Genomic DNA, 26,349 nt, shown 5'->3' with positions numbered 1-26,349 from the left:
CGTGGCGGCCTCTCATCAAGAACCCACCTTTGAAGACGTCTAAGGTCTAGGACTAGATCACCACGACCTTGTCCGGCAGCTCATTGGGGTTGTCACGATCGTGGTCAACCGGGAAATGAGTCGCCAGCAAGTGCGTGACGGTGCTGATGGCCTGGCTCAGTCCGTGTTCAAACTGGCCGTCGTGCAGACTGGTCGCCAGGTGTTGGGCGATGTGGGCCCAGGGCTCATGCCCAGCTCGGGCGATGATGCCTCGGTCGGCCAGGATCTCGATGCGGTGGTCGGCCAACAGCAGGTAGATCAGCACGCCGTTGTTGTGCTCGGTGTCCCACACGCGCAAGGTGCTGAAAAGATGCAGCGCGCGTGAGCGGGCGGTTTGCCCGTCTTTCAAGTCCTGCCAACTCAGGCCACCTTCGATGCACAAACGCAATTCACCCAAGTGTTGCACTTCGCTGGCACGCACTTGCGCTTGCAAACGATTCAGGCCGGCCACGCCCAATTGGCGACGCACATCGTCCCCGTCGGTCCAGAGGTGTCTGGCCCAGCGCAACAGAGGGTGGGCCGAAACCCTGGATTCACCAGTCACCGGATGCACCTCCACCGCCAAAATCGCCACCACCGCCGGATGAGAAGCCACCGCCTCCACCCCCACCGCCAAATCCTCCTCCACCTCCACCAAAGCCGCCGCCCCCGATGAAGGGGCCACCGCGTCCTCGGGAACCGCTGGCCATGGCGGCCACGACCACGGCCGAGGCCAGGCCCACGCCCAGGGCGATCAGTGTGCTGGTGGTCACCAGCCAGCCCAGCCCGCCCACGACCAGGCCTGAGGTCAGCGAGCCGACCTTGCGGCCGAGCATGGAGGTCAGCAAGGCGCCCACCACGGGGACGCCCACGAACAGGAACACGCCCAAGTCATTCCATTGAAAGCCAGGGCCTTCTGCTGAGGACGCCGAGGGGTCTGCTGGCAGCGGCAGGTTTTCGCCTTGCGCGCGCGCCGCCAACTGATCAATGGCCAGATTCAAGCCCCCCGCGTAGTCGCCGACCTTGAAGGCAGGCGTGATGGCCCGGGTGATGATCTGCTTGGCGGCCAGGTCGGGGATGGCGCCCTCCAGGGTCTTGGCCACCTCGATGCGCACGCGGCGGTCGTTTTTGGCCACCACCAGCAACAGGCCATCGCCCACTTCACGGCGCCCGATCTTCCAGGCATCACCCACCCGCTGGGCGTACGCAGCGATGTCTTCGGGTTGGGTGGACGGCACCATCAACACCACCATCTGCGTGCCCAGTCGGGTTTCAATGCCGGCCAATTTGGCGTCCATCGCCACGCGCTGGGCTTCACTCAAGGTGCTGGTCTGGTCGATGACCCGGCCACTGAGCACGGGCACAGCTTGAACGCCCCCATCGTCGGCGGCGAATGCCGGCCCAATGACCAGCAGAATGAGCGCGGTCAGGCTGGCCAGTGTCCAGCGCAGCCAGACGGGCCCCGACAGCGTGCGCCTCACGATGGAGCGCCGATCACTTCTTGGTGTTGAAGTCGACCACGGGCGGCGATGAAATCTGCGCCTCGTTCTGCACCGTGAAGTTGGGCTTGGCGTCGTAGCTAAAGACCTTGGCCGTCAGGTTGGTGGGAAAGCTGCGCACCTTGATGTTGTAGTCCTGCACGGTCTTGATGTACCGGTTGCGGGCCACGGTGATGCGGTTCTCGGTGCCTTCCAGTTGCACGCGCAGATCCTGGAAGCCTTGGTTGGCCTTCAGGTTGGGGTAGTTTTCCGTGACGACCAGCAGGCGTGACAGTGCGCTCGACAACTCGCCTTGGGCCGCCTGGAATTTCTGGAAAGCAGCCGGGTCGTTGACCAACTCGGGCGTGGCCTGGATGCTGGTGGCCTTGGCGCGGGCTTCAACCACCTTGGTCAGCGTGTCCTGCTCAAAGCTGGCTTCCCCCTTGACGGTGCTGACGATGTTGGGAATGAGGTCGGCACGCCGCTGGTACTGGTTGAGCACTTCGGACCACGCCGATTTGTTTGCCTCGTCCAGGGTCTGAAACTCGTTGTAGCCGCAGCCCGACAGGGAAACGACGATGGTGGCGGTGGCCAAAACGCTCAGCCAGCGACGGGGTGAAGGATCAGTCATCGCAATTCTTTCCTCAGCCTGGTATGAAATGCCGATGCGAATACCGCATCAGCGCAACAGCATAACTGGGAACGAACCGGTTTGTTTCAAGGGCCTTTGAGCCCTTGTCATGCATCAAGCATCAAGCATCATGCGAAGGACAGGTTGTCCGGCAGGTTGTGACGCGAGATCACTTGGTGCGCCCGTGATTTGGGGTAGCGGTCACGCACGATCTTGACCGCGCCCATGGGCGTGTCGGCCAAGACCTTCAACACGCGGATGACCGCTTGTTGCGAGGTGGGGCTCAGGATCACCAACGCCGACACCTCGAAGAGGTGCAGGGCAGGTTCAATGGCAAGGTTCATCAAGGCGCGCATAGTCAATCTCCACATCATGGGCGACGGCGCAAGCGCTGCCCATTTCGTGAGGATGCATTTTGCGGGCCAACTGTGACATGCGGATGACCCTTGAATGGGGGGAATCCAGCTCTCATTTCGGCAATAAGCGTCGCAATTGCCAGACAGCGTTAATCTGAGTACGAACAATTGATGTAGCCATCGGCCCCGCCGCCGTGCGGATTTTTCAGGTCAGTCGCCAGCGTTGCGACGCGCTCTGGCTCTGGCCAACGCCGCTTCAATCACCGACCGCTTTTCGTCCAATTGGGCCGGGTCGGTCAGGCGCGACTCCTCGGCCAGGTTGGCCAGCTTGCGCTCGGCCTTGGCCTGCAGGCGGGCATCGTTGTTGTGTTTGGCTTGTTCAACACGCCGCAGGTGAAAATCGTAGCGGCCTTGGGCTTGCTGGGCCAGCGGCGCGCTCCAGGCAGCCCAGCCGGTCGGTGGGGGCTGAACATCGATAGCGGGCACCAAGGAAATGCAGTCCACCGGGCAAGCGGGGATGCACAACTCGCAGCCGGTGCACAAGTCTTCGATCACCGTGTGCATCTGCTTAGCGGCCCCGACGATGCAATCCACCGGACAGGCCTTGATGCACAAGGTGCAGCCAATGCACCACTTCTCGTCGATCACGGCCAGAAAGCGTGGGCCTTCAAGGCCATGGTCATCGCTCAGGGGCAGGGCGGGCAGGCCCGTGGCCTGGGCCAGCCGTTGCACGCCGGCTTCTCCACCGGGTGGGCATTGGTTGATGCCGGCCTCGCCCGCCACGATGGCCTGCGCGTAGCTTGCGCAATCGGGAAAGCCGCAGCGCGTGCATTGCGTCTGCGGCAAAAGGGCATTGATCAGGGCGGCGTCCAACATGGCGCCGCAGTCTACGTCATGCCGCTTTCTTGACCTTGGCCGCCTTGTTGTTGGCCGAGATGAAGCTGCGGATTTCCGGGTAGACCATCTCTCGCCAGCGGCGACCGGCAAAGATGCCGTAGTGGCCAGCCCCCTCCACGGTGTAGTGCTTCTGGCGCGACGCCGGGATGCCGGAGCACAGGTCGTGGGCCGCTTCAGTCTGGCCTGCGCCAGAGATGTCGTCCAGCTCGCCTTCCACCGTCAGCAGGGAGGTGGTCCTGATGTCAGCGGGTTTGACCAACTCGGGCACGCCCTCGGGATTGCGAACTTCCCAGGTGCCGTTGACCAGCGAGAAATCCTGAAACACGATGCGGATCGTGTCCAGGTAGTACTCGGCGGGCATGTCCAGCACGGCGTTGTACTCGTCGTAGAACACGCGGTGGGCTTCGGCGCTGTCGTCATCGCCGCGCATCAGATCCAGGAAATAGTCGTAGTGCGACTCGCGGTGGCGGTCGGGGTTCATGGCCACGAAACCGGTGTGCTGCAAGAAGCCTGGGTACACGCGGCGGGTGGCGCCCGGGTAGTTGGTCGGCACGCGGTAAATCACGTTCGACTCGAACCACTCGAAGCTCTTGTTCATGGCCAGGTTGTTGACGGCCGTGGGCGATTTGCGCGCGTCAATCGGGCCGCCCATCATCGTCATGGTCAGCGGGGTTGGTTCACCGCGGCTGGCCATCAGCGAAACGGCGGCCAGCACCGGCACCGTCGGCTGACAAACGGATATGACGTGAACGTCCGGCCCCAAGGTGCGGATGAACTCCTGCACGTAGTTGACGTAGTCGTCCAGGTGGAAGGCGCCTTCATCGACCGGCACCATGCGGGCGTCGACCCAGTCAGTGATGTAAACCTTGTGGTCTTGCAGCAGCGTCTTGACGGTGTCGCGCAGCAGCGTGGAGTGGTGGCCTGACAGGGGTGCCACAACCAGCACAGAGGGCTGATCACGCATGGTGCCCAGCAGCTTGGCGTTGTCGGTGAACCGTTTGAAGCGCAGCAGGCGGCAGAAGGGCTTGGCCACGACCACTTGCTCCTGGATCACCACATCGGTGCCATCCACCATGACCTTGTTGATGCCGAACTCGGGCTTTTCGTATTCTTTGGTGAGGCGATGCACCAAATCGAAGCCTGCCGATACCCGCTGGGCCTGGGGCACTTGGGCAAACGGTGACAAGGGGTTGCTGTAAAGCTTGGATGCGGCGCTGGCGAACTCGGAGAACGGGCTGATCCAGGCGCGGTTGGTTTCGAAAATTTGATAGAGCATGGGTAACCTCTCAAAAAACGCACCTTTTGGGCGCATTGTGCAGTGCAGCATAGACGACTTTAAGCATCTTTGCACCGACTGTGCCTTTCCAAGAAGCACAACAAGTGCACGTCCACCCCGCAATTCCGGGGGTGAGGCCCCCCCTTGATGAGGGATGACCAAAAAAAACCGCGTGCTAAATTTGGTTACACATTGGGGAGAGCCCTGTATGACTGATTTGATTTCGCGCCTGCCCGCTTCGCAACGGTCTTTTTTTAAAACGAAGGCTTCACACGCCTGCTCAGCACTGCTGCTGACCGCTTTGGGCAGTTTGCCCACCGTCAGCCATGCCGGTTTTTTTGACGATTTGCGCAAGTTGTTCGGCGGTGGTGGTGGGACCACGACCACGCCGACCACCACCACGGGCTCGATCCCGACCGACGCGTACCTCAAAGGCACGTTTGGGGCTGTGGCGAGCTGGCCGCTGATCCCCATCCACGTGGTACTGCTGCCCGACGGGCGCGTGATGAGCTATGGCACCGACGCCAAAGGGGTGCAGACCGGGCAGTTCAATTACGACATCTGGGACCCCACCAAGGGCACGGGCACTGCCTCGCACCTCATGTTGCCCAACACCACGGGCACAGACCTTTTTTGCAATGCGCAAATCGTGGTGCCTTCCAGTGGCGCGGTGCTGCTGACCGGCGGTGACCGCACCATCAAGGGCGTGCGCAACTATTCGGCGGACGACGTCAATTTCTTCGACTACCGCTACAACGCGATGTACGCGGCACCCCAGCGCATGAGTGCGCTGCGCTGGTACCCCACCGTGGTCACCTTGGCCAATGGCAAGGTGCTGGTGCTGGGCGGGCGCGCTGACCCGGATACCCCGGCACCCACGCCTGAGCTGTATTCCGAAACCGAGGGTTGGAGCACGCTGAGCGGCGCCACCAGCGACGATGCCTATGGCCTGCGCAACTGGAGCTATCCCCGCGCCTGGCAGGCGCCCAACGGCAAGGTGTTCGTGGCCACCATCTGGGGCGGCACTTATTACATGGACCCCACTGGCAATGGTTCGCTGGCCGCCACGCCCCTCAAGCTGGCGACGGGCGATGTGTACCTGCCCAGTGTGATGTACGCCCCCGGCAAGATCTTGGCGTTCCGCAAGTTCAACAAGGCGGTGATCGTCGACATCAATGGCGCCACGCCCACGGCCACCACGGTCGCGGGGGTGGGGCAGGACCGCTTCCATGGCTCGGCCACGGTGATGGCCAATGGGCAGGTGTTCGTCAATGGCGGCTCCATGGTGGACAACGTGGCCAATGGCGTGGCCTACCAGGCCAAGATCTGGAACCCGATCACCAAGGCCTGGACTGTGGCCGCCACGGCCAGCAAGATGCGCCTGTACCACTCGGCGTCCTTGCTCTTGCCCGATGCCACGGTGCTGACGGCGGGCGGCGGGGCGCCCGGCCCTGCCACCAACCTGAATGCCGAGATCTACACGCCACCGTATTTGTACAAGTCGGGCAGCGTCCTGGCCGTTCGCCCGGTCATCCAGTCGGCGCCCACCGTGACCACCTGGGGCGCCAGCATCGCGGCCACCACCGACGTGACGGGCATCAGCCGCGTCACCTTGGTCAAAACCGGGTCGGCCACGCACACGGTCGACTTTGACCAGCGCTTCATGGAGTTGGGCTACACCGCCTCCGGCACCAACCTGACCATCCAGGTGCCTTCGTCGGCCAACCTCGCGCCACCCGGTTACTACATGCTGTTCGTCTTCAATTCAGCCGGTGTGCCTTCGGTGGCGAAGATCATCAAGCTGGGTTGATTCGGTTTCGGCCGGGCACAAAAAAAGGGGGCTCGGTGAGCCCCCTTTGTCATGGTCGGTTCAAATCAGTGGCTCAGATCACGGCCTTGATCGCGGCGGCCACGGCCTTGATGTTGCCGTTGTTGAGCGCGGCTACGCAGATGCGACCCGAGTCCACCCCGTAGATGCCAAACTCCGAGCGCAGGCGCTGCATTTGCGTCGCGTTCAGGCCTGAATAGCTGAACATGCCCTTCTGGCGGGTGATGAAGCTCAGGTCATCGCTCACGCCGGCGGCCTTCAGTTCATCGACCAGCGCGCCGCGCATCAGCTTGATGCGGTCGCGCATGGCGGCCAGCTCTTCTTCCCACATCGTGCGCAGGGCAGGCGTGGTCAACACCAGTGCCACCACTTGCGCGCCGTGCGTGGGCGGGTTGGAGTAGTTGGTGCGGATCACGCGCTTGAGTTGGCTCAGAACGCGGGCGGCTTCCTCGGCCGATTCGCTGACGATGCTCAGGGCACCCACGCGCTCGCCATACAGCGAGAAGCTCTTGGAGAAGCTGGTCGACACGAAGATGTTCAGGCCAGCGTCCAGGAACTTGATGACCACCTTGCCGTCTTCGGCAATGCCGTTGCCAAAGCCCTGGTAGGCCATGTCGAGGAAGGGCACCAGGCCGCGTTCTTTCACGGCGCCGATGATCTGCTCCCACTGGGCGTCGTCCAGGTCGTAGCCGGTCGGGTTGTGGCAGCAGGCGTGCAGCACGATGATGGTGCCCGCAGCGGCAGCCTTCAAGGTGGACAGCAGGCCGTCGAAGTGGACGCCCTTTTTCTCAGCGTCGTAGTAGGGGTAGGTGCCCACATTGAAGCCAGCGCTCTCGAACAGGGCGCGGTGGTTTTCCCAGCTGGGGTCTGAGATCAGGACTTGCGCATCGGGGTTCAGGCGCTTGAGGAAGTCGGCGCCCAGCTTCAAACCGCCCGTGCCGCCAATGGCTTGCGCGGTGGAAATGCGGCCAGCCTTGACGGCGGCGTGCTCGGCGCCGAACACCAGCGCTTGCACGGCCTTGTCGTAGGCAGCAATGCCTTCGATGGGCAGGTAGCCGCGGGCTTTGGGCGATTCCTGCATTTGCTGCTCGGCGGCGGCCACGCATTTCAGCAGGGGCAATTTGCCCTGGTCATCGGTGTAGACGCCCACGCCCAGGTTCACCTTGGCGGGATTGGGGTCGGCGTTGAACTGTTCGTTCAGGCCCAGGATCGGGTCCCGGGGAGCCATTTCAACGGTGGCGAATAGCGAGGCCATGCAAGCAGTCCTTGATCGGTTGGGATAAGCTGAAACCAGTTAACCCATTATTTTATCGACCTGCGCACCTCATGTCAGATTTGATTGATATTTCTCTTGCTGCTCAAGCGCCCAAAGGGGGCGCCGACGCTGAGGCAGAGGGCCAATTCGTGAGTTTTCCCGACTCGCCATTTCAGCTCTATCAACCCTACCCGCCAGCAGGGGATCAGCCCACCGCCATCGAGTTGCTCTGTGAAGGCATTGAGGACGGCCTGGCCTACCAGACCCTGCTGGGCGTGACCGGCTCGGGCAAAACCTTCACCATGGCCAATGTGATTGCCCGTGAGGGCCGTCCCGCCATCGTGTTCGCGCCCAATAAAACCCTGGCGGCGCAGTTGTATGCCGAGTTCCGCGAGTTCTTTCCCAAGAACGCGGTCGAGTATTTCGTCAGCTACTACGACTACTACCAGCCCGAGGCCTATGTGCCGCAGCGCGACCTGTTCATCGAGAAGGACAGCGCCATCAACGAGGCCATCGAACAGATGCGCCTGAGCGCCACCAAAAGCCTGCTTGAAAGGCGCGACGTGGTCATCGTGGCCACCGTGTCGGCCATCTACGGCATTGGCAAGCCCGAGGACTACACCGAGATGCGCTTCATCGTCCGCACGGGCGAAAAAATGGGGCAGCGCGACATCATCGCCCAGCTCATCCGCATGCAGTACAAGCGCAACGACGTGGAGTTCACGCGCGGCACCTTCCGCGTGCGCGGCGACACCATCGACATCTTCCCGGCCGAGCACAGTGAGCTGGCGCTGCGCCTGGAGTTGTTCGACGACGAGGTCGAATCGCTGTCGCTGCTGGACCCGCTGACCGGCCGCATCCGGCAGAAAATCCCGCGCTTCGTGGTCTATCCTTCGAGCCACTACGTGACGCCGCGCGCGCAGGTGCTGAGCGCCATCGAAGGCATCAAGCATGAGCTGAACGAGCGCGTGAAAGAGTTGGTCGGCAGCGGTAAATTGGTCGAGGCGCAGCGCGTCGAGCAGCGCACCAAGTTCGACCTGGAAATGCTGCAGGAGATCGGCCACTGCAAGGGCATCGAGAACTACACGCGCCACCTGTCGGGCGCCAAGCCGGGTGATCCGCCGTCCACGCTGGTGGACTACATGCCGCGCGATTCGCTGATGTTCCTGGACGAAAGCCACGTGATGATCGGCCAGCTGGGCGCCATGTACAACGGCGACCGCTCGCGCAAGACGACGCTGGTGGAATATGGCTTCCGCCTGCCCTCGGCGCTCGACAACCGGCCGCTCAAGTTCGAAGAGTTCGAAGGCAAGATGCGCCAGGTGGTGTTCGTCTCGGCCACGCCGGCCGCCTACGAGCAGCAGCACGCTGGCCAGGTGGTCGAGCAGGTCGTTCGCCCCACCGGGCTGATCGACCCGATGGTGGAGGTGCGCCCGGCCGTGCATCAGGTGGACGATGTGCTGCAGGAGATCCGCATCCGCGTCGAGAAAAACGAGCGGGTGTTGATCACCACGCTCACCAAACGCATGTCCGAGCAGCTGACCGACTACCTCAGCGACAACGGGGTGAAGGTGCGCTACCTGCACTCCGACATCGACACGGTTGAGCGTGTTGAGATCCTGCGCGATCTGCGCCTGGGCACCTTCGATGTGCTGGTGGGCATCAACTTGCTGCGTGAAGGACTGGACATCCCCGAGGTGTCACTGGTGGCCATCCTGGATGCAGACAAGGAAGGCTTCCTGCGCTCCGAGCGCAGCCTGATCCAAACCATCGGCCGGGCGGCGCGCAACCAGAATGGCCACGCGATCTTGTATGCCGACAAGGTCACGGAGTCCATGCGCAAAGCCATGGGCGAGACCGAGCGGCGGCGCAACAAGCAGATCGCCCACAACGAGGCGCATGGCATCACGCCCAAAACCATCAACAAGAAGGTCAAGGAGCTGATCGATGGGGTGATGTCCAACGCGGCCAAGGATGACCTGCGCGCCGCCGAGGCTCTGACCGCCTCCATGGCCGATGCACCCGCCTTGAATGAGAAAGACCTGGGCAAGCGCATCAAGCAACTGGAAAAGCAGATGCTGGAACACGCGCGCAACCTGGAGTTCGAGAAGGCCGCGCGCTTAAGAGACCAATTGGGCTTGCTGAAAGAACAGGCCTTTGGCGCCGTGGTCAGCGATCACATTGTGCCGATTCAGGCTGGGCGGCAAAAGTAGTTCCGGGTGTCAGCGGCGGCTCGAGTTCGGTGCGGTCGCGGCCCAGGGCTTTGGCGCGGTACAAGGCCTGGTCGGCCCGTTCAAGCACTTGCTCGATCGTGTCCTGGCTGCTCCAGGTGGCCACGCCGCAAGAAAAGCGCACGCGCAGCTCCCTGGCGACCCGACTCACCTGCGTTGAGCGCAGCTTGTCGCGCAGGCGGGCCATGGCGATCTGGGCTTGCTTGGCGGCCTCGGTTTCGGGCATCAGCACCAGGAACTCTTCCCCACCCCAGCGGCCGATGACATCCGTTTCGCGCAGCACCAAGCTGCCTTGGAGCGCGAAGTTCACCAGCACCTCGTCGCCCACCGGGTGGCCATGCGTGTCGTTGATGCTTTTGAAATGATCCAGGTCAATCAAGGCCACCGAAAAGTGGTGTCCGTTCAGCAGCGCTCGCTGCACCTCGGCCTCCAGGCGCTCTTGCATGTGGGCCCGGTTGAAAAGGCCGGTCAAACCGTCATGGATGGTGATGCGGCGCAGGGCTTCGGCGGCTGCCGCCAATGATTTTTTTTCGTGAAAAGCGCGTTCACGCAGCAGCCCGAAGCTGCGCGATTGAAACGTCATCAGCACCAACACGAAGCACGAGGCCAAAATCTTCAAAGCCTCGGCGCGGGGATCCACCTCGCTCAGGCCAAGCAGGGTCATGGCAATCCAGGCGATGACAAGCATGGCCGTGGTCAGCCCTCCGGTCCAGGCGGCCACCTTGGGCCGAAGGCTCAGAAAACCGAACACCTGAATCAGGCACAAGGTCTGGAACGCGACCGAGCGCACCATGGGTGCCACCGCGTAACTGATGATCATGGCGCCGCTGGCCCACAAAATTTGCGGTGCCACCAGCCCGGGGTCGGACCAAGTACGGGTGAGTCCACTGCGCACCAGCGGGTAGAACACGCACAGCGCCACGCCTATGTAGACGACGAAGAAGTGTGCTGACGCCTCCGACATCAACTGCCGCGGCAGCGCATAGGCGAGCAGCACGGCGATCCAGCAGACGTAAATCACCACGGACACCAGGCACAGGCCCAGGCGGGCCTTCATGCGTGGGTCCTTGCCCACGACCAACTCGGACAGCCATCGGCCCATCATGGGCTGGCCGCCATCACCTGATCGCGCCCACCATGCTTGGCCTGGTAAAGCGCTCGGTCGGCACGTTCCAGTGTCGGGCTCAAGTCCAGGCCAAGGGGGTGTTCACACGCCCCGGCGGACAGGGTCACGCGCAGGCCCTTGGCGTGCTGGCCCCAGTCGTGTTCGCTGATGGCGCGGCGAACCGCTTCCAGGGTCTGCAAGGCTGCTGACAAGGGCGTCTCCGGCATCAGCAGCAAAAACTCTTCGCCACCCCAGCGGGCCAAGGCATGCGACGGGCCGATGGCGCCCTGGGCGAGGCGCGAGACCTCGCGCAGCACCACATCGCCAATGGCATGACCGTGTTGATCGTTCACCCGCTTGAAAAAATCGATGTCCAGGATCGCCACGCAAAAAGGACGGCGTGAGCGGTGGCTGCGCCGCATCTCCTCGTCCAGCAAAGTCTGGAAATGGCGCCGGTTGAACAATTGCGTCAGCCCATCCCGGATCGACAGCGCGTTCAATTGCGCCACCGTGCGCTCAAGCTCTATCTGTTGTTGTTTTCGGTGCTGGTTGACCCCTTGCCCGATCTGGGTGACCACCAACAGCACGCACAGCGTGACACTGGCCATGGCCACGTTGATGAACTCGGCGCCCATGTCGATGGACGACGGCGAAAATTTCAAGATGAGCAACACGGTGCCCACCAGCATGGCGTAGGCGCTGGCGGCTGCCAGTCGGATCTGCACCTTGCTCATGCGCCGCATGTCGAACAAGATTGTGAGGCACAGCCATTGCAAGGCCTGCCCCCGGGCCATGGGGATCAAGGCATAGGCCAGCACCACCATGCTCGCGTTGAACAAAACCCGTTGAAAGGCCAGCGATGAATCTTTGGCCAGCCTGGTGCTCATGCCGCTGCGCACCAGCCCATAGAACACCCCGATGCCCACCACGTTGTAGCCAATCACCACAGTGGACTGCCAAGGCTGCACGAAACCCATGCCGGCGCACGCCACCAGCAGCATCGCGATGAAGGCGTAGCTGGGCAGGGTCAGCACCAGCCGCCGCGCGCCGTCATGCACAGGCCCGAGCGGGCCCATGACCAGTCGCGCAAACGCGGATCCTTGGGGTGCATCAAACGTGACAGGCGGTGCGGAGAACATTGGGCGTGGTCGATCGGAGCCCCACGGCTCCTGGGGTCATATCGGCCGTTTTGCGTGCACATTGAGCGTCCCGGCTTGTGCCAAGGTCATCAAAGAGGGCGACAATCCCAGCTTGTTGACTGCATTTTTCGCCCACTGTGTCCCTTGAGAACGCCTCTTTAGATGCCTCGCCCAGCGGCCCCAAGCTGCGTGTTCTTATGGTGTGCATGGGCAACATCTGCCGTTCGCCCACCGCCGAGGCGGTTCTGCGCCAGAAGCTGGCCCAAACCGGGCTGGGTCAGCTTGTCGAAGTTGATTCCGCCGGGACACTGGGATCGCACGTGGGCCGCCCGCCGGATGACCGCAGTCAGGTGCATGCGCTGCGCCGGGGCTACAAGCTCAACCACCTGCGGGCCCGCAAAGTGCAGCAAAGTGATTTCCACCAGTTCGACCTGATCCTGGCCATGGACTGGGACAACTTGGCGGCGCTGCAAAAAAACTGTCCGGGCCTGGAGGCGCAAAGCAAGTTGCGGCGCCTGACCGAGTTCATTCCGGCGCGCTCCCCCTTGCTGGGCCGTGAAGTGGTGGGTGACCCCTACTACGGCGGCCCAGACGGCTTCGAGGCCGTGCTGGACTTGGTGGAATCAGCCTGTGAAGGCTTGGTCGACCACCTTCACCAAAGGCTTCGGGCCATGGCCGTTCGGACCTGAACCCAAGGGATTTCCCTGGTCTTTGGTTGACTAAATTAGTAGGTTTCTCTATAATTGAGTAATTCACTCGGGATTGACTACGCCCCGGGCCAGCCGGTCATACCCGGTCGGTGTCGTTTCTGGTTTACCCTGGCCAGGACTGAGGCGTCTAGATTCTGACCACAAGGAGAAGAGCCATGCGTTTGACCACCAAAGGGCGTTTTGCCGTCACCGCCATGATCGATCTGGCCCTGCGCGAACACACGGGGCCCGTTGCCCTGGCCGCGATCAGCCAGCGTCAGCAGATTTCACTGTCTTACCTTGAGCAGTTGTTTGGCAAGCTGCGCCGCCACGAACTCGTCGAAAGCACCCGTGGCCCCGGCGGCGGTTACTCACTGGGCCGCAAGGCTGAGGACATCACCGTGGCCGACATCATCGTCGCCGTCGATGAGCCCATTGACGCCACTGGTTGTGGTGGCAAGGAAAACTGCATGGGCTCCGATGACGGTGGCCGTTGCATGACCCACGACCTGTGGACCAGCCTGAACAACAAGATGATCGAGTACCTCGACTCGATCAGTCTGCGCAAACTGGTTGAAGACCAGCTCGCCAAGGGTGTCTCGATTGAAGCGCAGCCGATCAAGCGCGCCATCTCGACGCAACCCGTGGTCAAGCCGATCAAGATCACGGCCCCCAATTCGGTGTTCGCGCTGGGGTCCACGCTGGCGAAATAAGTCGCCGGGCGATAATCGCAGGCTTTTCTGATGGTCACGCCGGCCCCGGCCTGCCTTGCAGGTTGAAGGGCGGCAACAGCATGAGTTCCCAAGAGTCCCCACTATGGACATGACCCCGCACTTCCCGATCTACATGGACTACGGCGCCACCACCCCGGTGGACCCGCGCGTGGTTGACGCCATGATCCCCTGGCTGCGTGAGCGCTTCGGCAACCCCGCCTCCCGCACCCACGCCTATGGGTGGGATGCCGAAGAGGCCGTGGAGAACGCCCGCAAACAGGTCGCTGACCTGATTGGTGCCGACCCGCGTGAAATCGTGTGGACCTCCGGCGCCACCGAGTCCAATAACCTGGCCATCAAAGGCGCGGCACATTTCTACCAAAGCCGCGGCAAGCACATCATCACGGTCAAGACCGAGCACAAGGCCGTGCTCGACACCTTCCGCGAGCTGGAGCGCCAAGGTTTTGAAGCGACTTACCTCGATGTGGAAGAAAACGGCCTGCTGGACTTCGAGAAGTTCAAGGCCGCGATCCGCCCCGACACCATCCTTGCCTCGGTCATGTTCGTGAACAACGAAATTGGTGTCATCCAGGACATCACGGCGCTGGGCAATCTATGCCGCGAAAAAGGCGTCATCTTTCACGTCGATGCCGCGCAAGCCACCGGCAAGATCGACATCGACATGGCCAAGCTGCCGGTCGACCTGCTGAGCCTGGCCTCGCACAAAACTTACGGCCCCAAGGGCATTGGCGCGTTGTACGTGCGCCGCAAGCCGCGCGTGCGTCTGGAAGCGCAAATGCACGGCGGCGGGCACGAGCGTGGCATGCGCTCCGGCACCTTGCCCACGCACCAGATCGTGGGCATGGGTGAAGCTTTCCGCATCGCGCAAGAAGAAATGCACATCGAGGGTCCGCGCATCCTGGCCTTGCAGCAGCGTTTGCTCAAAGGCCTGCAAGACATCGAGCAGATCTTCATCAACGGTGACGTCGAGCACCGCGTGCCGCACAACCTGAACATCTCCTTCAACTATGTGGAAGGCGAGTCGCTGATCATGGGCATCAAGGGCATCGCCGTGTCTTCGGGCTCGGCCTGCACGTCCGCCAGCCTGGAACCCAGCTACGTGCTGCGCGCCCTGGGCCGCAGCGACGAGTTGGCGCACAGCTCGCTGCGCATGACCATCGGCCGTTTCACGACCGAAGAAGAAATCGATTACGCCGTGTCGACCTTGAAAGAGCGCGTGGCCAAGCTGCGCGAACTGTCCCCCTTGTGGGACATGTTCAAAGACGGCATTGACATCAGCACTATTCAATGGGCCGCGCACTGACTTCCCGTCAACGCGCTACGCTCAACTCGTTCTTGGAGTACCACCATGGCATACAGCGACAAGGTCATTGACCACTACGAAAACCCCCGCAACGTGGGCGCCTTTGAAAAAGGCGACGAGTCCGTGGGCACCGGCATGGTCGGCGCGCCGGCTTGCGGCGATGTGATGAAGTTGCAGATCAAGGTCAACCCGCAAACCGGCGTGATCGAAGACGCGCGCTTCAAAACTTACGGCTGCGGTTCGGCCATCGCGTCCAGCTCGCTCGTCACCGAATGGGTGCGCGGCAAGACGCTGGACGAAGCACTCACCATCAAGAACACGCACATTGCCGAAGAGCTGGCTTTGCCTCCGGTCAAGATCCACTGCTCAATCTTGGCGGAAGATGCCATCAAAGCCGCCGTGAACGACTACAAGGCCAAACATGCTGCCTGATCAAGCCGTCAGCACCGCTTCTAGCTCGTGCACCAGCGGGCCCGGTAATGGGCCTTTGCCCGAGATGGCCTCCGCTGGCCAGGCGGGTGCGCAAGGCATGTCGGTCTCGCTGACCGATGCCGCTGCACGGCACATCAACCGCTACCTGGGCCGCCGCGGCAAGGGCGTGGGCGTGCGATTGGGCGTCAAGACCACGGGTTGCTCGGGCCTGGCCTACAAGATCGAGTTCGCCGACGAGGTGGCACCGGAAGACATCGTCTTCGAGAACCAAGGGGTCAAGATCCTGGTCGATCCCAAAAGCCTGCCTTACATCGACGGTACCGAGTTGGATTTTGCGCGCGAAGGCCTGAATGAAGGCTTCAAGTTCAACAACCCCAAAGAGCGTGACCGGTGTGGTTGTGGCGAGTCCTTCCGCGTCTGACCTGCTTTTTGCCCGGCCGCCGACCCCACCCTGTGGTGGGGTTTTGCTTTGTGAGATGAGCGCATTGCCATGAACCTCGACGCTGATGATTTCACCTTGCTGGGATTGCCTCGGTCCTTCGCGCTGGAACGCAGCGCGCTCGACGCGCAGTGGAAGGCGCTGCAGGCCAAGGTGCATCCTGATCGCTTCGCCGCCGAGGGTGGCGCTGCGCAGCGCGTGGCTATGCAGTGGGCAGTGCGGGTCAACGAGGCCTACCAGCGCCTGAAAGACCCGCTCAAGCGCGCCGCCTACTTGTGCGAGCTGGCGGGCGTGCCGGTGCAAAGCGAGAGCAACACCGCGATGCCTTCTGACTTCCTGATCCAGCAAATGGAATGGCGCGAAGCTCTGGAAGCCGCCGGTTCGGCCGAAGACGTGCAGGTGCTGGAAGGCGAGGTCTCCAGCCAACGCAAGGCGCGCCTGGCCAAGATCACCCAATTGCTGGATGTCCAGTCCAACCCCACGCAAGCCGCACTTGAAGTGCGTGCCCTGATGTTCATCGATCGCTTGAGCGATGAGATCAACCTGCGACTTGAACGATACGAAGACGGCCTCTGAGCCGCATCCCCATGGCCTTGCTGCAAATCTCCGAACCCGGGCAATCGCCCGACCCGCACCAGCGCCGCATCGCGGTCGGCATCGACCTGGGCACCACGCACTCGCTGGTCGCTTCCGTGCGCAGCGGGGTGGCTGAATGCCTGCCCGATGAGCAGGGCCGCGTGATCCTGCCTTCCGCCGTGCGCTACCTGCTCGACGCTCAAGGCAAGACACGCCGCGCGATCGGTTTTGACGCACTGGCCCAGCAGGCTGAAGACCCGCAGAACACGATCGTGTCGGTCAAGCGATTCATGGGCCGGCAGTTGGCCGACCTGGCCGATGCCAAGAGCCTGCCTTACCAGTTTGAAGACCAGCCCGGCATGGTGGGCGTGGTCACGGTGGCGGGCGTCAAGTCGCCCGTCGAGGTGTCGGCCGAGATCCTGGCCACCTTGCGCCAGCGCGCCGAAGACACCTTCAACGACGACCTGTTTGGCGCGGTCATCACCGTGCCCGCCTACTTTGACGATGCCCAACGCCAGGCCACCAAGGATGCGGCGCAGATGGCCGGCCTGAACGTGCTGCGCTTGTTGAACGAGCCCACGGCCGCTGCGATCGCCTATGGCCTGGACAACCGCTCCGAAGGCCTCTACGCCATCTACGATCTGGGCGGTGGCACCTTCGACATCTCGCTGCTGCAACTCAGTCGCGGTGTGTTCGAGGTGGTTGCCACCGGAGGTGACTCCGCCTTGGGTGGCGACGACATCGACCATGCCTTGGCCGAAGCCGCCCTGCTGGACGCGCAGATGGAAGCCGTCACGCCGCAAGACAAACGCGCGGTGCTGGTGGCGGCACGGGCGATCAAGGAGAAGCTGTCCACCGATGGCCACGCGCATTTGTCCTGCAAGCTGTCGGGCGGCATGCTGTCCACCAGCATCACCCGTGAACGCTTGCAAGAGCTGTCCAAGCCTTTGATCGACCGCACCTTGGTAGCAGTCAAGCGCGTGCTGCGCGATGCCAAGGTCAAGCCTGATGAAGTCAAAGGCGTGGTGATGGTCGGCGGCTCAACCCGCATGCCGGCCGTGCGCGATGCCGTGGGCGCATTCTTTGGCCAACCGCCTCTGACCGACCTCAACCCTGACGAAGTGGTGGCCCTGGGCGCGGGCATCCAGGCCAATCAACTGGCGGGCAACAACGACAAGGGCGATCACCTGCTGCTGGACGTGCTGCCCCTGTCCCTGGGCCTGGAAACCATGGGGGGGTTGGTCGAGCGCATCATCCCGCGCAACACGCCCATTCCCTGCGCCCTGGCACAAGACTTCACCACATTCAAGGAAGGGCAGACCGCCTTGGCCGTGCACGTGCTGCAAGGCGAGCGCGAGCAGGTCGAGCATTGCCGCTCGCTGGCGCGTTTCGAGTTGCGCGGCATCCCGCCCATGGCTGCTGGGGCTGCGCGCATCCGCGTGACCTTCCAGGTCGATGCCGATGGCTTGCTCAGCGTCACCGCGCGTGAACAGCACTCGGGCGTCGAGGCCTCGGTGGTGGTCAAGCCCAGCTATGGCCTGAGTGACGACCAGGTGGCCCACATGCTGCGCGAAGGCTTCACCACGGCCGAAGCCGACATGAAGGACCGCTCGCTGCGCGAAGCGCGCGTCGAGGCCGAGCGCATGCTGGAGGCCACGCGCACCGCGCTGACCGCCGATGGCGACCTGCTGAGCGCAGGCCAGCGCACCGAGATCGATCAGCTGATGGCCAATGTGGGCCAGCGCTGTGATTGGGGCGATGTGGATGCCCTGGAGGCCTCGATCAAAGCCCTGGCCAATGGCACCGAAGCCTTCGCTGCCGAACGGATGAACCGCGGCATCCGCCAGGCTTTGGCCGGCCGCACCATCGATCAAGTCTGACGCCATGCCCATCATCAAAATCCTGCCCCATGCCGAGTTGTGCCCACAAGGCGCCAGCATCACCGTGGCACCCGGTACCTCGGTCTGCGAGGCGCTGCTCGAGAACAACATCGCCATCGAACACGCCTGCGACATGAGCGCGGCTTGCACCACCTGCCACGTCATCGTGCGCGAGGGCTTCAACAGCCTCAACGAGATGGACGAGACCGAAGAAGACCTGCTCGACCGCGCCTGGGGCCTGGAGCCCAACTCGCGCCTGAGCTGCCAGGCCATCGTGGCGGGCAAAGACCTGGTGATCGACATCCCCAAGTACACGATCAACCACGCGCGCGAGAACCACTGACATGTCGCGCCAGATCTTCCTCGACACCGAGACCACTGGCCTGAGCCCCGAGTCGGGCGACCGCATCATCGAAATCGGCTGTGTGGAGATGGTGAACCGGCGCTTGACCGGCCGGCACCTGCACTTCTACCTGAACCCGCAGCGGCCCAACCATGAAGATGCTGTCCGCATCCACGGATTGACCGACGAGTTCCTGGCCGACAAGCCCCTGTTCGCGTCCGTGGTCGACGAGTTTCTGGACTACGTGGCTGGCTCCGAGTTGATCATCCACAACGCCAGCTTCGACATCGGCTTCCTGAATGCCGAGTTGCGCCGCGTGAGCAAGGGGGTGATGGCCCACCACATCGAGGGTGTGCTCGACACCCTGGTGATGGCGCGCGAGATGTTCCCGGGCAAGTCCAATTCGCTGGACGCCTTGTGCAAACGGCTGGAAGTCGACAACACCCATCGGACCTTGCACGGCGCCTTGATGGACGCCGAGTTGCTGGCCACGGTCTACATCAACATGACGCGCGGCCAGGATGCGCTGTTGATCGATGCTGGGGGCGACGAAGAGGGCAGCCAGGCCGCGCTCGACGCCGCTGCCGTGGATTTGAGCCTGTTCGCGCTGAGGGTGATCGAGCCCAGCACGGCCGAAGCCGAGGCCTTTGACAAGGCGCTGGCCGACATCGACAAAGCCAGTGGCGGCAAGGCGATTTGGAAATCATTGGAAGCCGTGCTATAATCTTGCTCTTCGCCAAACACCTAGGCGTAGCCGAAATCACCAGTTTCGGGCGGTTAGCTCAGTGGTAGAGCACTGCCTTCACACGGCAGGGGTCGCAGGTTCGAACCCTGCACCGCCCACCAAAACATGAACCCGACACTGCCTCAAAGCAGGTCGGGTTTTTTGTTGCCTTGATTGCCTATAAGTGTTTGATTTTCAAAGACTTATGGCGATTGAGGTGGTGAGCTGTCAGTGGCTCGCTGGGCGCTTCGCCAGGCGGCCAGCTCCAAAGGCCGAATGCCAAAGCGCACAGCGTTGCCGGGGTGCAAAGTGCTGAACTCATCGAGAACCAGCTTGATGAAATGCGCCTTGTCCGCCTCAGGCACGGCAGACGGCACTCTCGCGTTCACAGTGGCCTGGGTTGCGACCTCATCACCACGGACGATCTGGGCGATGACCTCACCCAAGGCCTGCCGATAGCGCAGGCGAAAGATATCGGGCGGCACCAGGTTCTGCTTGACCGCGACATATTGCTGGCACGAGCGTTCGTAGGCCCAAACGAAAACGTCGCGCAGCAAATCGACCCGGTTCAGCTCATACACGCCAATCATGGCATCTACATAGGCTTGCTGCGGCACATCAATGAAGGACAGCGGGCACAGGTTGTGGCGAATAAGCGGGATGTTCGCCGCCAAGCGTGACACGCGCTTGTTCACATCTTCGAATGGCTGCAGGTAAGGCAGATGCACCATCAAGAAGAAGGCTTGCTCGAACGGGTCAAGGATGTCTGCCGCCATCTGCACCACGATGCCGAACAGTTCCTCCAGCCGCTGGGGCAGGGCGACTGGCAGGTACACGCTGCCGCCGATCTCAACTGCTCTGCTGCGGATGCGGCCACAGGCGCTGGGGTCGGCCATCAAGCCGTCTGACAGCAAGGCATGCAGAGCGATGATGGTGTCCGGGGCCACGCGGGCATGGTCAGGGTCATGAACCAGGTACTCGATGGCCTGCTTGTGGTTCAGGATCATCTGTGTTTCCAGCACATCCTTGCCTTCTGCGGCCTGGCCATACTCGATCAGGCGCTCGGTATCCAACCTGCTGTAGGTGTTGCCCTCCAGTTGAGACGATGCCCAGGACAAATCAATCAACAGGCGATTGAGGATGTCGCGCGCAAATGTGCCTGCTGGCGTTTGGTCTGCGGGCGATTTGCCCAGCGCATGCAATTGATCGCGCAGTGCTTCAGGCAGATAGGCCGTGACATTGGGGTGGTACTGCTCAAGGAAGCCCAGTTGGTAGCCCACCGGCTTGCGCAGTTGGCGGGCCTGTCGCACATAGGCCTTGATTTCCTGCCCCTTTGCTGATGTCGGCACGTAGATATCAGCAGGGGCTTGATCTACGGCTTTGATCTGGTCAGGCGTGGCGGCCCCGATGGCCTGTGGCGCTATGGCGTAGCGCACAGCGCGGGCTTCGCCCAGCATCTGTATGCGGCCTTGTTCTACCAGCAAGGCCAGGCGGCGCTGCAAGGTGCGGCGCTGCAAGTTGTTGCCTAGCGCATGCGAAAGCGCATCGATCCCGATGCCATCAGGCTGTTGGCTAATCAGCGCAGCCAGACGATCAAGCTCTTGTTGCGGGGGGACTCGGGGCATGTACATTCCTTGGCGCCAGAGCCCGAGTATCGCGACAATTTATTTGTCGCGCAAGAAGTATTGCGACAGTTATGTGTCGTGATTTTAGTATTCACGACATCTCATCTACACAGGGCTGACCAGTCCAAGCGCTTCGGGACAGTCCAAAATGGGTGGCCCACCCGGTCGATGGTGTGATCTGGCACCGGTCTGCTGACGCTCAAGTCGCTTCAAAATCTCCGACACTTCTCCGACACTCGCTCGGTTATATTGGTAAATAATTCGGTATGTGTGGAGTAGTTAAGTTGTTGATTTTTGGCGGTTTTCAGTGTCCCGCCTAGGGGTCGGAGGGCTTTCACACGGCAGGGGTCGCAGGTTCGAACCCTGCACCGCCCACCAAGGAAAATCAAGCACTTAGCAGCGATGCTAGGTGCTTTTTTTCTTGCCCGTTTCAAAATTTGGGACAATTTTGGGACAGTGGGGCAGCAGTCAGGCCTGGCACTCGCACTCAACCACCACATGAGGAGCAGATGGCAACTTTCGAGAAACGCGGGCAGTACTGGCGGGCCAAGATCCGTCGCAAGGGCTATCCAACGCTCGGCAGCCAACAGCATCATCGACGTGGGCACCAACATCGAAGCGGGGGGCGACTTCATGCAGTCGGCCAAAACCATCACCAGCAAGGCCGCACAAAACACCACTTACGAGTCGTCCAAGTCGGAAACGAACACGGCCAAGCTGGGCGTGTACGCCGAGGCGGGTGCCAGCGCCTCCATGAAGGCCGATGCCTCGGTGGGCCTCGGGGGGCCGGTGACCACCGCCAAGCCCGAAACCAGTGCGACGGCTGCTGCGGGCTTCAAGGCCAGCTACGAGAACGACCAGAGCCAAAGCGCGTCGTCGACCAGCACGGCCGTCGTGTCCAACATCAAGGCAGGCGGCAAGGTCAGCAGCACATCGGGCGGCAAGACCAGCCTGGAAGGCACGCAGATCAAAGCGGGCAAGGATGTCGAGCTGAACGCCGGTTCGCTGGACTACAAGGCTGCGGCCAACACCTCCACCACCACGGGCAAGGGCACCACCGGCGGCAACCTTCAGGTCGATGCCGCACGCAACACGCAGTCCAGTGCCACCACGGGCTTCAACGTGGCCGCCTCGGTCACGGCCGACAAGGGCAAGGGTGGCTCGTCGGCTGGGGCCGAGCTCAGCGGCGGCTACAAGGACAGCAGTGCCAGTTCTTCGCAGGCCGTGGTCAGCAGCATCCAGTCGGGCGGCAAGCTCGACGTCAAGTCCGGCGGGAACGCGAGCTTCGAGGGCAGCAACATCGCCGCCAAGGGCGACGCCAGCATCGCAGCGAAGGGTGACCTGGCCTTCAATGCGGCCAAGGACACGGCGACCAGCAAGTCGCTGGACGTGAGCGGCAAGGTCGGCGCGACCAAGTCCAGCAGCCCGGGCGGCACAGACGCCAAGACGGGCGAAACCACCAAGGCCAGCTCGTCTTCAGAAGGCAATGTCGGCCTCAGCGCGGGCTACGCGCAGGGCAGCAGCACCACGGCCAAGGGCAGCACGGTCCAGTCTGGCGGCAAGCTCACGCTGTCGTCAGGCAAGGACACCACGCTGGAAGGCACGCAGGTGACCGCACAGGGCAAGACGACAGTGGCGGCGGGCGGCAACGTCAATGTGAAGGCGGCGGAAAGCACCTCTTCGGGTTTCGCCGTGAGCGGCTCACTCACCGCTTCCGGCAAGCGCGAGACCTCGGCCGGCGATGCACCAGCCGGCGCAGGGCAGGCGACGCCTGGCGCCACCAAAGGCACGACCCAGTACACCGGCGAATCGGGCAACACCTTGCAACTGTCGGGCAGCAAGTCGACCACGTCCAGCGCGGCGAGCATTGCAGGCGGCAAGGGGGTCGACATCGTGGCGGGCAAGGACGTGACCTTGGTGGGCACCAAGGTCGATCGCACGGCCAGCATCAACGCGGCTGGGGGCATCAGCAAGTCGGATGAGGTCAGTGGCAACGCCGCGATCGGGCTGACCAAGGCCGGGGGCGAGGTCAGCAAGACCACGACAGCCATGGTGGCCAAGGGTGGCAGCGTCGAGAAGGCCGGTGCGGCCGCCGGGCCTCAGGTGAAGGCCGTGGTGCAGGTGCCGGCCACCTTGCCGCCGGGCAAGAAGATCGAGGTCAAGACCGCGAGCGGCAAGCCCATGCCGACGTGGCTGAAGTTCGACCCGGCCACTGGCGCCTTCACGGGCTCCCCGCCGGCCGACTTCAAGGGCACGCTCAACCTGGTGGTCAAGGTGCCGCAGGCCGATGGCAGCGTGAAGACGGTGCGGGTCAAGATCGGGCGGTGACACCTTTCCGCTCCCGTGCCGATCGGTCTCGCATCCCGGTGAGGGTTTCCCTGCCCTTCACCTTGGGGGTGTGATCACTTAATTGCCATTAAGTAGCAATTTAAATACCAATAAGTTGCTATATTTTTGCGGTTAACTATGTCCATCCAGTGACGGCACTGGTCTTTCACACATCAGCAGGGGTTAAGCATGCCACTTGGTAAAATTTCTACAGCATTGGGCCTTGCCGCAGCAGGCCTGGTCTTGTCTCAGACGGCCTGGGCCGCTCAGTACTATGTCTCCAGCGGCAACGCGGGTAATGATGCCAACAGTGGCAATGGAACTACCACTCCATGGAAATCAGTCAGCAAGGTCAATGGTGCCAATCTTCAGCCGGGTGACATTGTTTCCTTCAAAACGGGCGACCGTTGGAACGAGACCTTGAAGGTCAAGTCGGGCGTCACCTACAACAGCTACACGCCGCCTTTCGTCTCCACGGCCAGGCCCATCCTCAGCGGCTCGGTGCCTGCTGGCGGCCTCACCTGGGCGTCAGATGGCGCCAATGTCTGGGTTGCCAATGCATCCACGCTTTTGGTCAGTGAGGCGAATGCCAGCGGTAATGCCATCGCTTCCGGCGTCGACCAACTCTTCCTGAATGGCGTGCGGCTGACCAGGGCCCGGCACCCCAATGTCGGTTTCGGCACGTTCAAGAAGGGGTCGCGCAAGTTCCTGCAGACCGGCCCTGCCAATGTGCAACTCGCCGACGAGTATTCACACCAGTTGGACGTGTCTCCGGATACCTCTGGCTTGCAAAACAAGGACCTGCTCAACGCCCTGGTCTACGTCAAGAACAATGACTGGTACATGACCCGGTATGTGTCGACCTCCTCAGCCGTGGCAAGCGGCAAGGTCAACATCACGGCCGACATGCAGCCCACCGCTGAATACGCGGCCGACATCCTGAAAGCTCGGGATGGCGATTGGCCCGGCGTGGGCACTTATCCGATCGATCCTCGGTATGGCTATTGGCTGGAGAACAAGCGCTGGATGCTGGACGCACCCGGTGAGTGGTCGTATGACGCTGCCACCAAGAAGCTCTACGTCTGGCTGCCCGATGGCACTTCCCCCCAAGGCAAGGCCCTGACCGCGGCGGTGCGCATGCACGGCATCCAGGCCGACAAGGTCGCGTCGGTCAGCATCAACGGGCTGGAGGTGCGCGAAACGCGCGGCGATGGCATCGTGATCGATCATGGCTGGAAAGCTGGCGCCAGCGTCACCATCAACAACGTGGTCGTCAATCATGCGGGGCGCAAGGGCATCAACGTGGTCAACAACACGTCGTCGTCCAGCGCGGGCACAGGCTCCATCAATCAGTCGCGCGTCGAGAACAGCGTCAATGAAGGCATTGATGTGAGTGGCGACCGACGTTGGGCCAACAGCATCACGCGGAACATCAACATCACCAACAACACGGTGGTGAATGCCGGCTCGGGCACCTATGCCCGGGCTGCCATTTTACTGGGTCGCAAGGGCAACGCCACAGGCAACCTGGTGGAAAGCCCATCCGCCATCGGCATCCATGGTGGCAAGCTCAACACCATCTCGTACAACCTGGTCAAGAACGCCTGTCTGGGCTACGACGACTGTGGTGCCATCTACGTGAATGGCAAGCTGTACGGCATCACCGATGAGCCCCACACCCCGGCCTGGACCGAGTTCGACGTGGGCACGACAATCTCCAACAATTTCATCGAAGGCACCTTGGTGGCCGACAACCGGCTTGACGGCTCGGCCATGAGCAACGGCTTCAACGACGGCGTGCGCAAGACCTATGTCGGCGGCATCTACCTTGATGACTACGCCAGCGCCACCCAGGTGAGCAACAACCATGTGTCGGGATCCGACATGGGCGTGCTGATCCACCAGGGCAGCAACAACACCATCTCGTCGAACACGGTGGTGAACAATCGCCGTCAGGTGTGGCTGCAGGAGAACATCTCCAGCACCTACCCCATGTCCAACAACGTGTTCAACGGCAATGTGTTCGCCTCGAACTCGTCCGAGCCGCTGGTCTACCAACAAAGCCTGTACCGGGCGACCACCGACCTGGGCACTTTCACGAACAACGCTTACGCGAGCTACCGGTCTGCTGAGTTTGCCGAGAACGACACGCCGGCCAGCACTCGCCGTTTCATGACCTTCAAGCAGTGGCAGGCCAGTGGGCGTGATTTGGCCAGCTCCGGCAGTGCACTGCATGCCACGTCTTATGGCATTGGTGCCGTGGCGGGTGCCCCCGAGTTGATCCTCAACGGGGTGTTCAGCCCGGGCAACACCAATGGTTGGTGGACGGGAGATGCCTCCCTCAGTGTCCTGAGCGGTGAGAACTTCCTGACGGTCACGCCGACCAACCCCAGCAGCACCCAGGGGGTTTCGTTCTCGGTCAACACGGGAGCACCGATTTCGCTGGAGAAGAACACCAAGTACTGGTTGTCCTTCAATTTTGCGGGTGCGCCAGGCTCGCCCTTGCTGGCCTCGATCCTGCGCAGCGACTCCCCGTGGGATGACGTCGCCGTGCCCGTTTTTGCACAGACGGGCGAATCCCAGGTCATGGGCTCCCTGGGCAAGGCCACTTACAGCCGCCTGTTGACCGTCGAGGAGTTGATGAGCAACAACGCCATGGTCTATTTCAAGTTCTTTGGTGGGTCGCCGTTCAAGCTGGCCAATGTGTCGCTCCGCAAAGCGCAAGTGTTCACCGGCAATGCCGCCCCCGTGGGCTACTACAACGCCTCACCGACCGTCAGGACGGGCATCGCTTGCCCGAACCCGGATGCGGCGGCTTGCGGCAGCTACATCGATGTGAAGACCAAGGCCCCCGTGAGCTTCCCTTTGTCGGTATCGGCATGGGGCTCCAAGGTCATTGGCTTGAACGCCCAGTCCTGGCTTGATTCCGATGTGGATGGTGTGCCCAATGGTCGTGACTCTTGCGCTGGCACCGACGTGAGCCTGAGCGGTGTCGATGAGGCGGGCTGCCCCACCTCGCCCTGACCCGCTGGGCAGGAGGCAGGGTTTCCAATGATGACTTT

Annotated in this window: 23 protein-coding genes and 1 tRNA gene; 14 read left to right on the top strand and 10 right to left on the bottom strand. The window is 62.2% G+C overall.

Annotated elements, in window-relative coordinates:
• Positions 1 to 52: 52 nt before the first annotated feature.
• The 6 genes from PSV38_RS10670 to phaZ form a co-directional block, all read right to left on the bottom strand.
• Entirely contained in the window at positions 53 to 508 is a 456-nt protein-coding gene (locus tag PSV38_RS10670) for a TPM domain-containing protein (RefSeq protein WP_300547256.1), read from the bottom strand.
• Between the two features lie 64 nt (positions 509 to 572).
• Entirely contained in the window at positions 573 to 1,499 is a 927-nt protein-coding gene (locus tag PSV38_RS10665) for a TPM domain-containing protein (RefSeq protein ID WP_300547255.1), read from the bottom strand.
• A gap of 13 nt (positions 1,500 to 1,512) precedes the next feature.
• The gene (locus PSV38_RS10660) at positions 1,513 to 2,127 is read right to left on the bottom strand and encodes a LemA family protein (protein WP_300547254.1); all 615 of its coding nucleotides are present in this window, start codon (positions 2,125 to 2,127) and stop codon (positions 1,513 to 1,515) included.
• Positions 2,128 to 2,255: 128 nt separating this feature from the next.
• Complete coding sequence (locus tag PSV38_RS10655; RefSeq protein WP_300547253.1) at positions 2,256 to 2,471, bottom strand: hypothetical protein; 216 nt, start codon at positions 2,469 to 2,471, stop codon at positions 2,256 to 2,258.
• 222 nt (positions 2,472 to 2,693) lie between these two features.
• Positions 2,694 to 3,359 (bottom strand): electron transport complex subunit RsxB, encoded by a 666-nt coding sequence (rsxB, locus tag PSV38_RS10650; RefSeq protein WP_300547252.1) that lies wholly within the window; start codon positions 3,357 to 3,359, stop codon positions 2,694 to 2,696.
• Positions 3,360 to 3,375: 16 nt separating this feature from the next.
• Positions 3,376 to 4,656, bottom strand: a complete 1,281-nt coding sequence (phaZ, locus tag PSV38_RS10645; protein ID WP_300547251.1) for a polyhydroxyalkanoate depolymerase — start codon at positions 4,654 to 4,656, stop codon at positions 3,376 to 3,378.
• A 208-nt stretch (positions 4,657 to 4,864) separates the two neighbouring features.
• Here phaZ and PSV38_RS10640 point away from each other — a divergent pair, with 208 nt between their 5' ends.
• Positions 4,865 to 6,466 (top strand): glyoxal oxidase, encoded by a 1,602-nt coding sequence (locus PSV38_RS10640; protein ID WP_300547250.1) that lies wholly within the window; start codon positions 4,865 to 4,867, stop codon positions 6,464 to 6,466.
• Between the two features lie 73 nt (positions 6,467 to 6,539).
• Here the strand turns inward: PSV38_RS10640 and PSV38_RS10635 are convergent, their stop codons facing one another.
• Positions 6,540 to 7,739, bottom strand: coding sequence for an amino acid aminotransferase (locus PSV38_RS10635; RefSeq protein ID WP_300547249.1), 1,200 nt, complete (start codon positions 7,737 to 7,739; stop codon positions 6,540 to 6,542).
• 71 nt (positions 7,740 to 7,810) lie between these two features.
• On the opposite strand from PSV38_RS10635, the gene uvrB reads away from it, so the two are divergent.
• A complete protein-coding gene (gene uvrB / locus PSV38_RS10630; RefSeq protein WP_300547248.1) occupies positions 7,811 to 9,952 on the top strand; it encodes an excinuclease ABC subunit UvrB in 2,142 nt (713 codons plus the stop codon).
• Here the strand turns inward: uvrB and PSV38_RS10625 are convergent.
• On the bottom strand, positions 9,909 to 11,075 hold the full coding sequence (locus PSV38_RS10625; RefSeq protein ID WP_300547247.1) for a GGDEF domain-containing protein: 1,167 nt from the start codon (positions 11,073 to 11,075) through the stop codon (positions 9,909 to 9,911). The two genes, uvrB and PSV38_RS10625, sit on opposite strands and share 44 nt — an antisense overlap.
• A complete protein-coding gene (locus tag PSV38_RS10620; RefSeq protein ID WP_300547246.1) occupies positions 11,072 to 12,151 on the bottom strand; it encodes a GGDEF domain-containing protein in 1,080 nt (359 codons plus the stop codon). The genes PSV38_RS10625 and PSV38_RS10620 overlap by 4 nt, the downstream gene beginning before the upstream one ends.
• A 260-nt stretch (positions 12,152 to 12,411) precedes the next feature.
• Between PSV38_RS10620 and PSV38_RS10615 the strand changes: the two genes are divergently transcribed.
• From PSV38_RS10615 to PSV38_RS10570, 10 genes are all read left to right on the top strand, one after another.
• Positions 12,412 to 12,903, top strand: a complete 492-nt coding sequence (locus PSV38_RS10615; protein ID WP_300547478.1) for a low molecular weight protein-tyrosine-phosphatase — start codon at positions 12,412 to 12,414, stop codon at positions 12,901 to 12,903.
• Between the two features lie 176 nt (positions 12,904 to 13,079).
• Entirely contained in the window at positions 13,080 to 13,616 is a 537-nt protein-coding gene (gene iscR / locus PSV38_RS10610) for a Fe-S cluster assembly transcriptional regulator IscR (protein ID WP_300547245.1), read from the top strand.
• 103 nt (positions 13,617 to 13,719) lie between these two features.
• Positions 13,720 to 14,940 (top strand): IscS subfamily cysteine desulfurase, encoded by a 1,221-nt coding sequence (locus tag PSV38_RS10605; protein ID WP_300547244.1) that lies wholly within the window; start codon positions 13,720 to 13,722, stop codon positions 14,938 to 14,940.
• A 45-nt stretch (positions 14,941 to 14,985) separates the two neighbouring features.
• On the top strand, positions 14,986 to 15,372 hold the full coding sequence (gene iscU / locus PSV38_RS10600) for a Fe-S cluster assembly scaffold IscU (RefSeq protein ID WP_300547243.1): 387 nt from the start codon (positions 14,986 to 14,988) through the stop codon (positions 15,370 to 15,372).
• Between the two features lie 97 nt (positions 15,373 to 15,469).
• Positions 15,470 to 15,793 carry an iron-sulfur cluster assembly protein IscA gene (iscA, locus tag PSV38_RS10595; RefSeq protein WP_290663065.1) on the top strand — a complete coding sequence of 108 codons (324 nt, stop codon included), beginning with the start codon at positions 15,470 to 15,472 and terminating at the stop codon, positions 15,791 to 15,793.
• A gap of 69 nt (positions 15,794 to 15,862) precedes the next feature.
• A complete protein-coding gene (hscB, locus tag PSV38_RS10590) occupies positions 15,863 to 16,387 on the top strand; it encodes a Fe-S protein assembly co-chaperone HscB (RefSeq protein WP_300547242.1) in 525 nt (174 codons plus the stop codon).
• An 11-nt stretch (positions 16,388 to 16,398) separates the two neighbouring features.
• Positions 16,399 to 18,267: a Fe-S protein assembly chaperone HscA gene (gene hscA / locus PSV38_RS10585; RefSeq protein WP_300547241.1), complete on the top strand. Its 1,869-nt coding sequence runs from the start codon at positions 16,399 to 16,401 to the stop codon at positions 18,265 to 18,267.
• Between the two features lie 4 nt (positions 18,268 to 18,271).
• Complete coding sequence (gene fdx / locus PSV38_RS10580; protein WP_300547240.1) at positions 18,272 to 18,610, top strand: ISC system 2Fe-2S type ferredoxin; 339 nt, start codon at positions 18,272 to 18,274, stop codon at positions 18,608 to 18,610.
• Position 18,611: 1 nt separating this feature from the next.
• Positions 18,612 to 19,334, top strand: coding sequence for a DNA polymerase III subunit epsilon (gene dnaQ, locus PSV38_RS10575; RefSeq protein WP_300547239.1), 723 nt, complete (start codon positions 18,612 to 18,614; stop codon positions 19,332 to 19,334).
• Positions 19,335 to 19,381: 47 nt separating this feature from the next.
• A tRNA-Val gene (locus PSV38_RS10570) sits at positions 19,382 to 19,456 on the top strand.
• A gap of 81 nt (positions 19,457 to 19,537) precedes the next feature.
• Here the strand turns inward: PSV38_RS10570 and PSV38_RS10565 are convergent.
• The gene (locus PSV38_RS10565) at positions 19,538 to 20,959 is read right to left on the bottom strand and encodes a Fic family protein (RefSeq protein ID WP_300547238.1); all 1,422 of its coding nucleotides are present in this window, start codon (positions 20,957 to 20,959) and stop codon (positions 19,538 to 19,540) included.
• A gap of 600 nt (positions 20,960 to 21,559) precedes the next feature.
• On the opposite strand from PSV38_RS10565, the gene PSV38_RS10560 reads away from it, so the two are divergent.
• Both PSV38_RS10560 and PSV38_RS10555 read left to right on the top strand, forming a co-directional pair.
• On the top strand, positions 21,560 to 23,287 hold the full coding sequence (locus tag PSV38_RS10560) for a hemagglutinin repeat-containing protein (protein ID WP_300547237.1): 1,728 nt from the start codon (positions 21,560 to 21,562) through the stop codon (positions 23,285 to 23,287).
• Between the two features lie 189 nt (positions 23,288 to 23,476).
• Entirely contained in the window at positions 23,477 to 26,311 is a 2,835-nt protein-coding gene (locus PSV38_RS10555; RefSeq protein WP_300547235.1) for a NosD domain-containing protein, read from the top strand.
• The last annotated feature ends 38 nt before the right edge of the window (positions 26,312 to 26,349 follow it).

Source organism: Aquabacterium sp., from assembly GCF_029946005.1.
Taxonomy (GTDB): domain Bacteria; phylum Pseudomonadota; class Gammaproteobacteria; order Burkholderiales; family Burkholderiaceae_C; genus Aquabacterium.
Note: the sequence above shows the minus strand (reverse complement) of the source record. Positions and strands in the feature narration are given on the sequence as shown.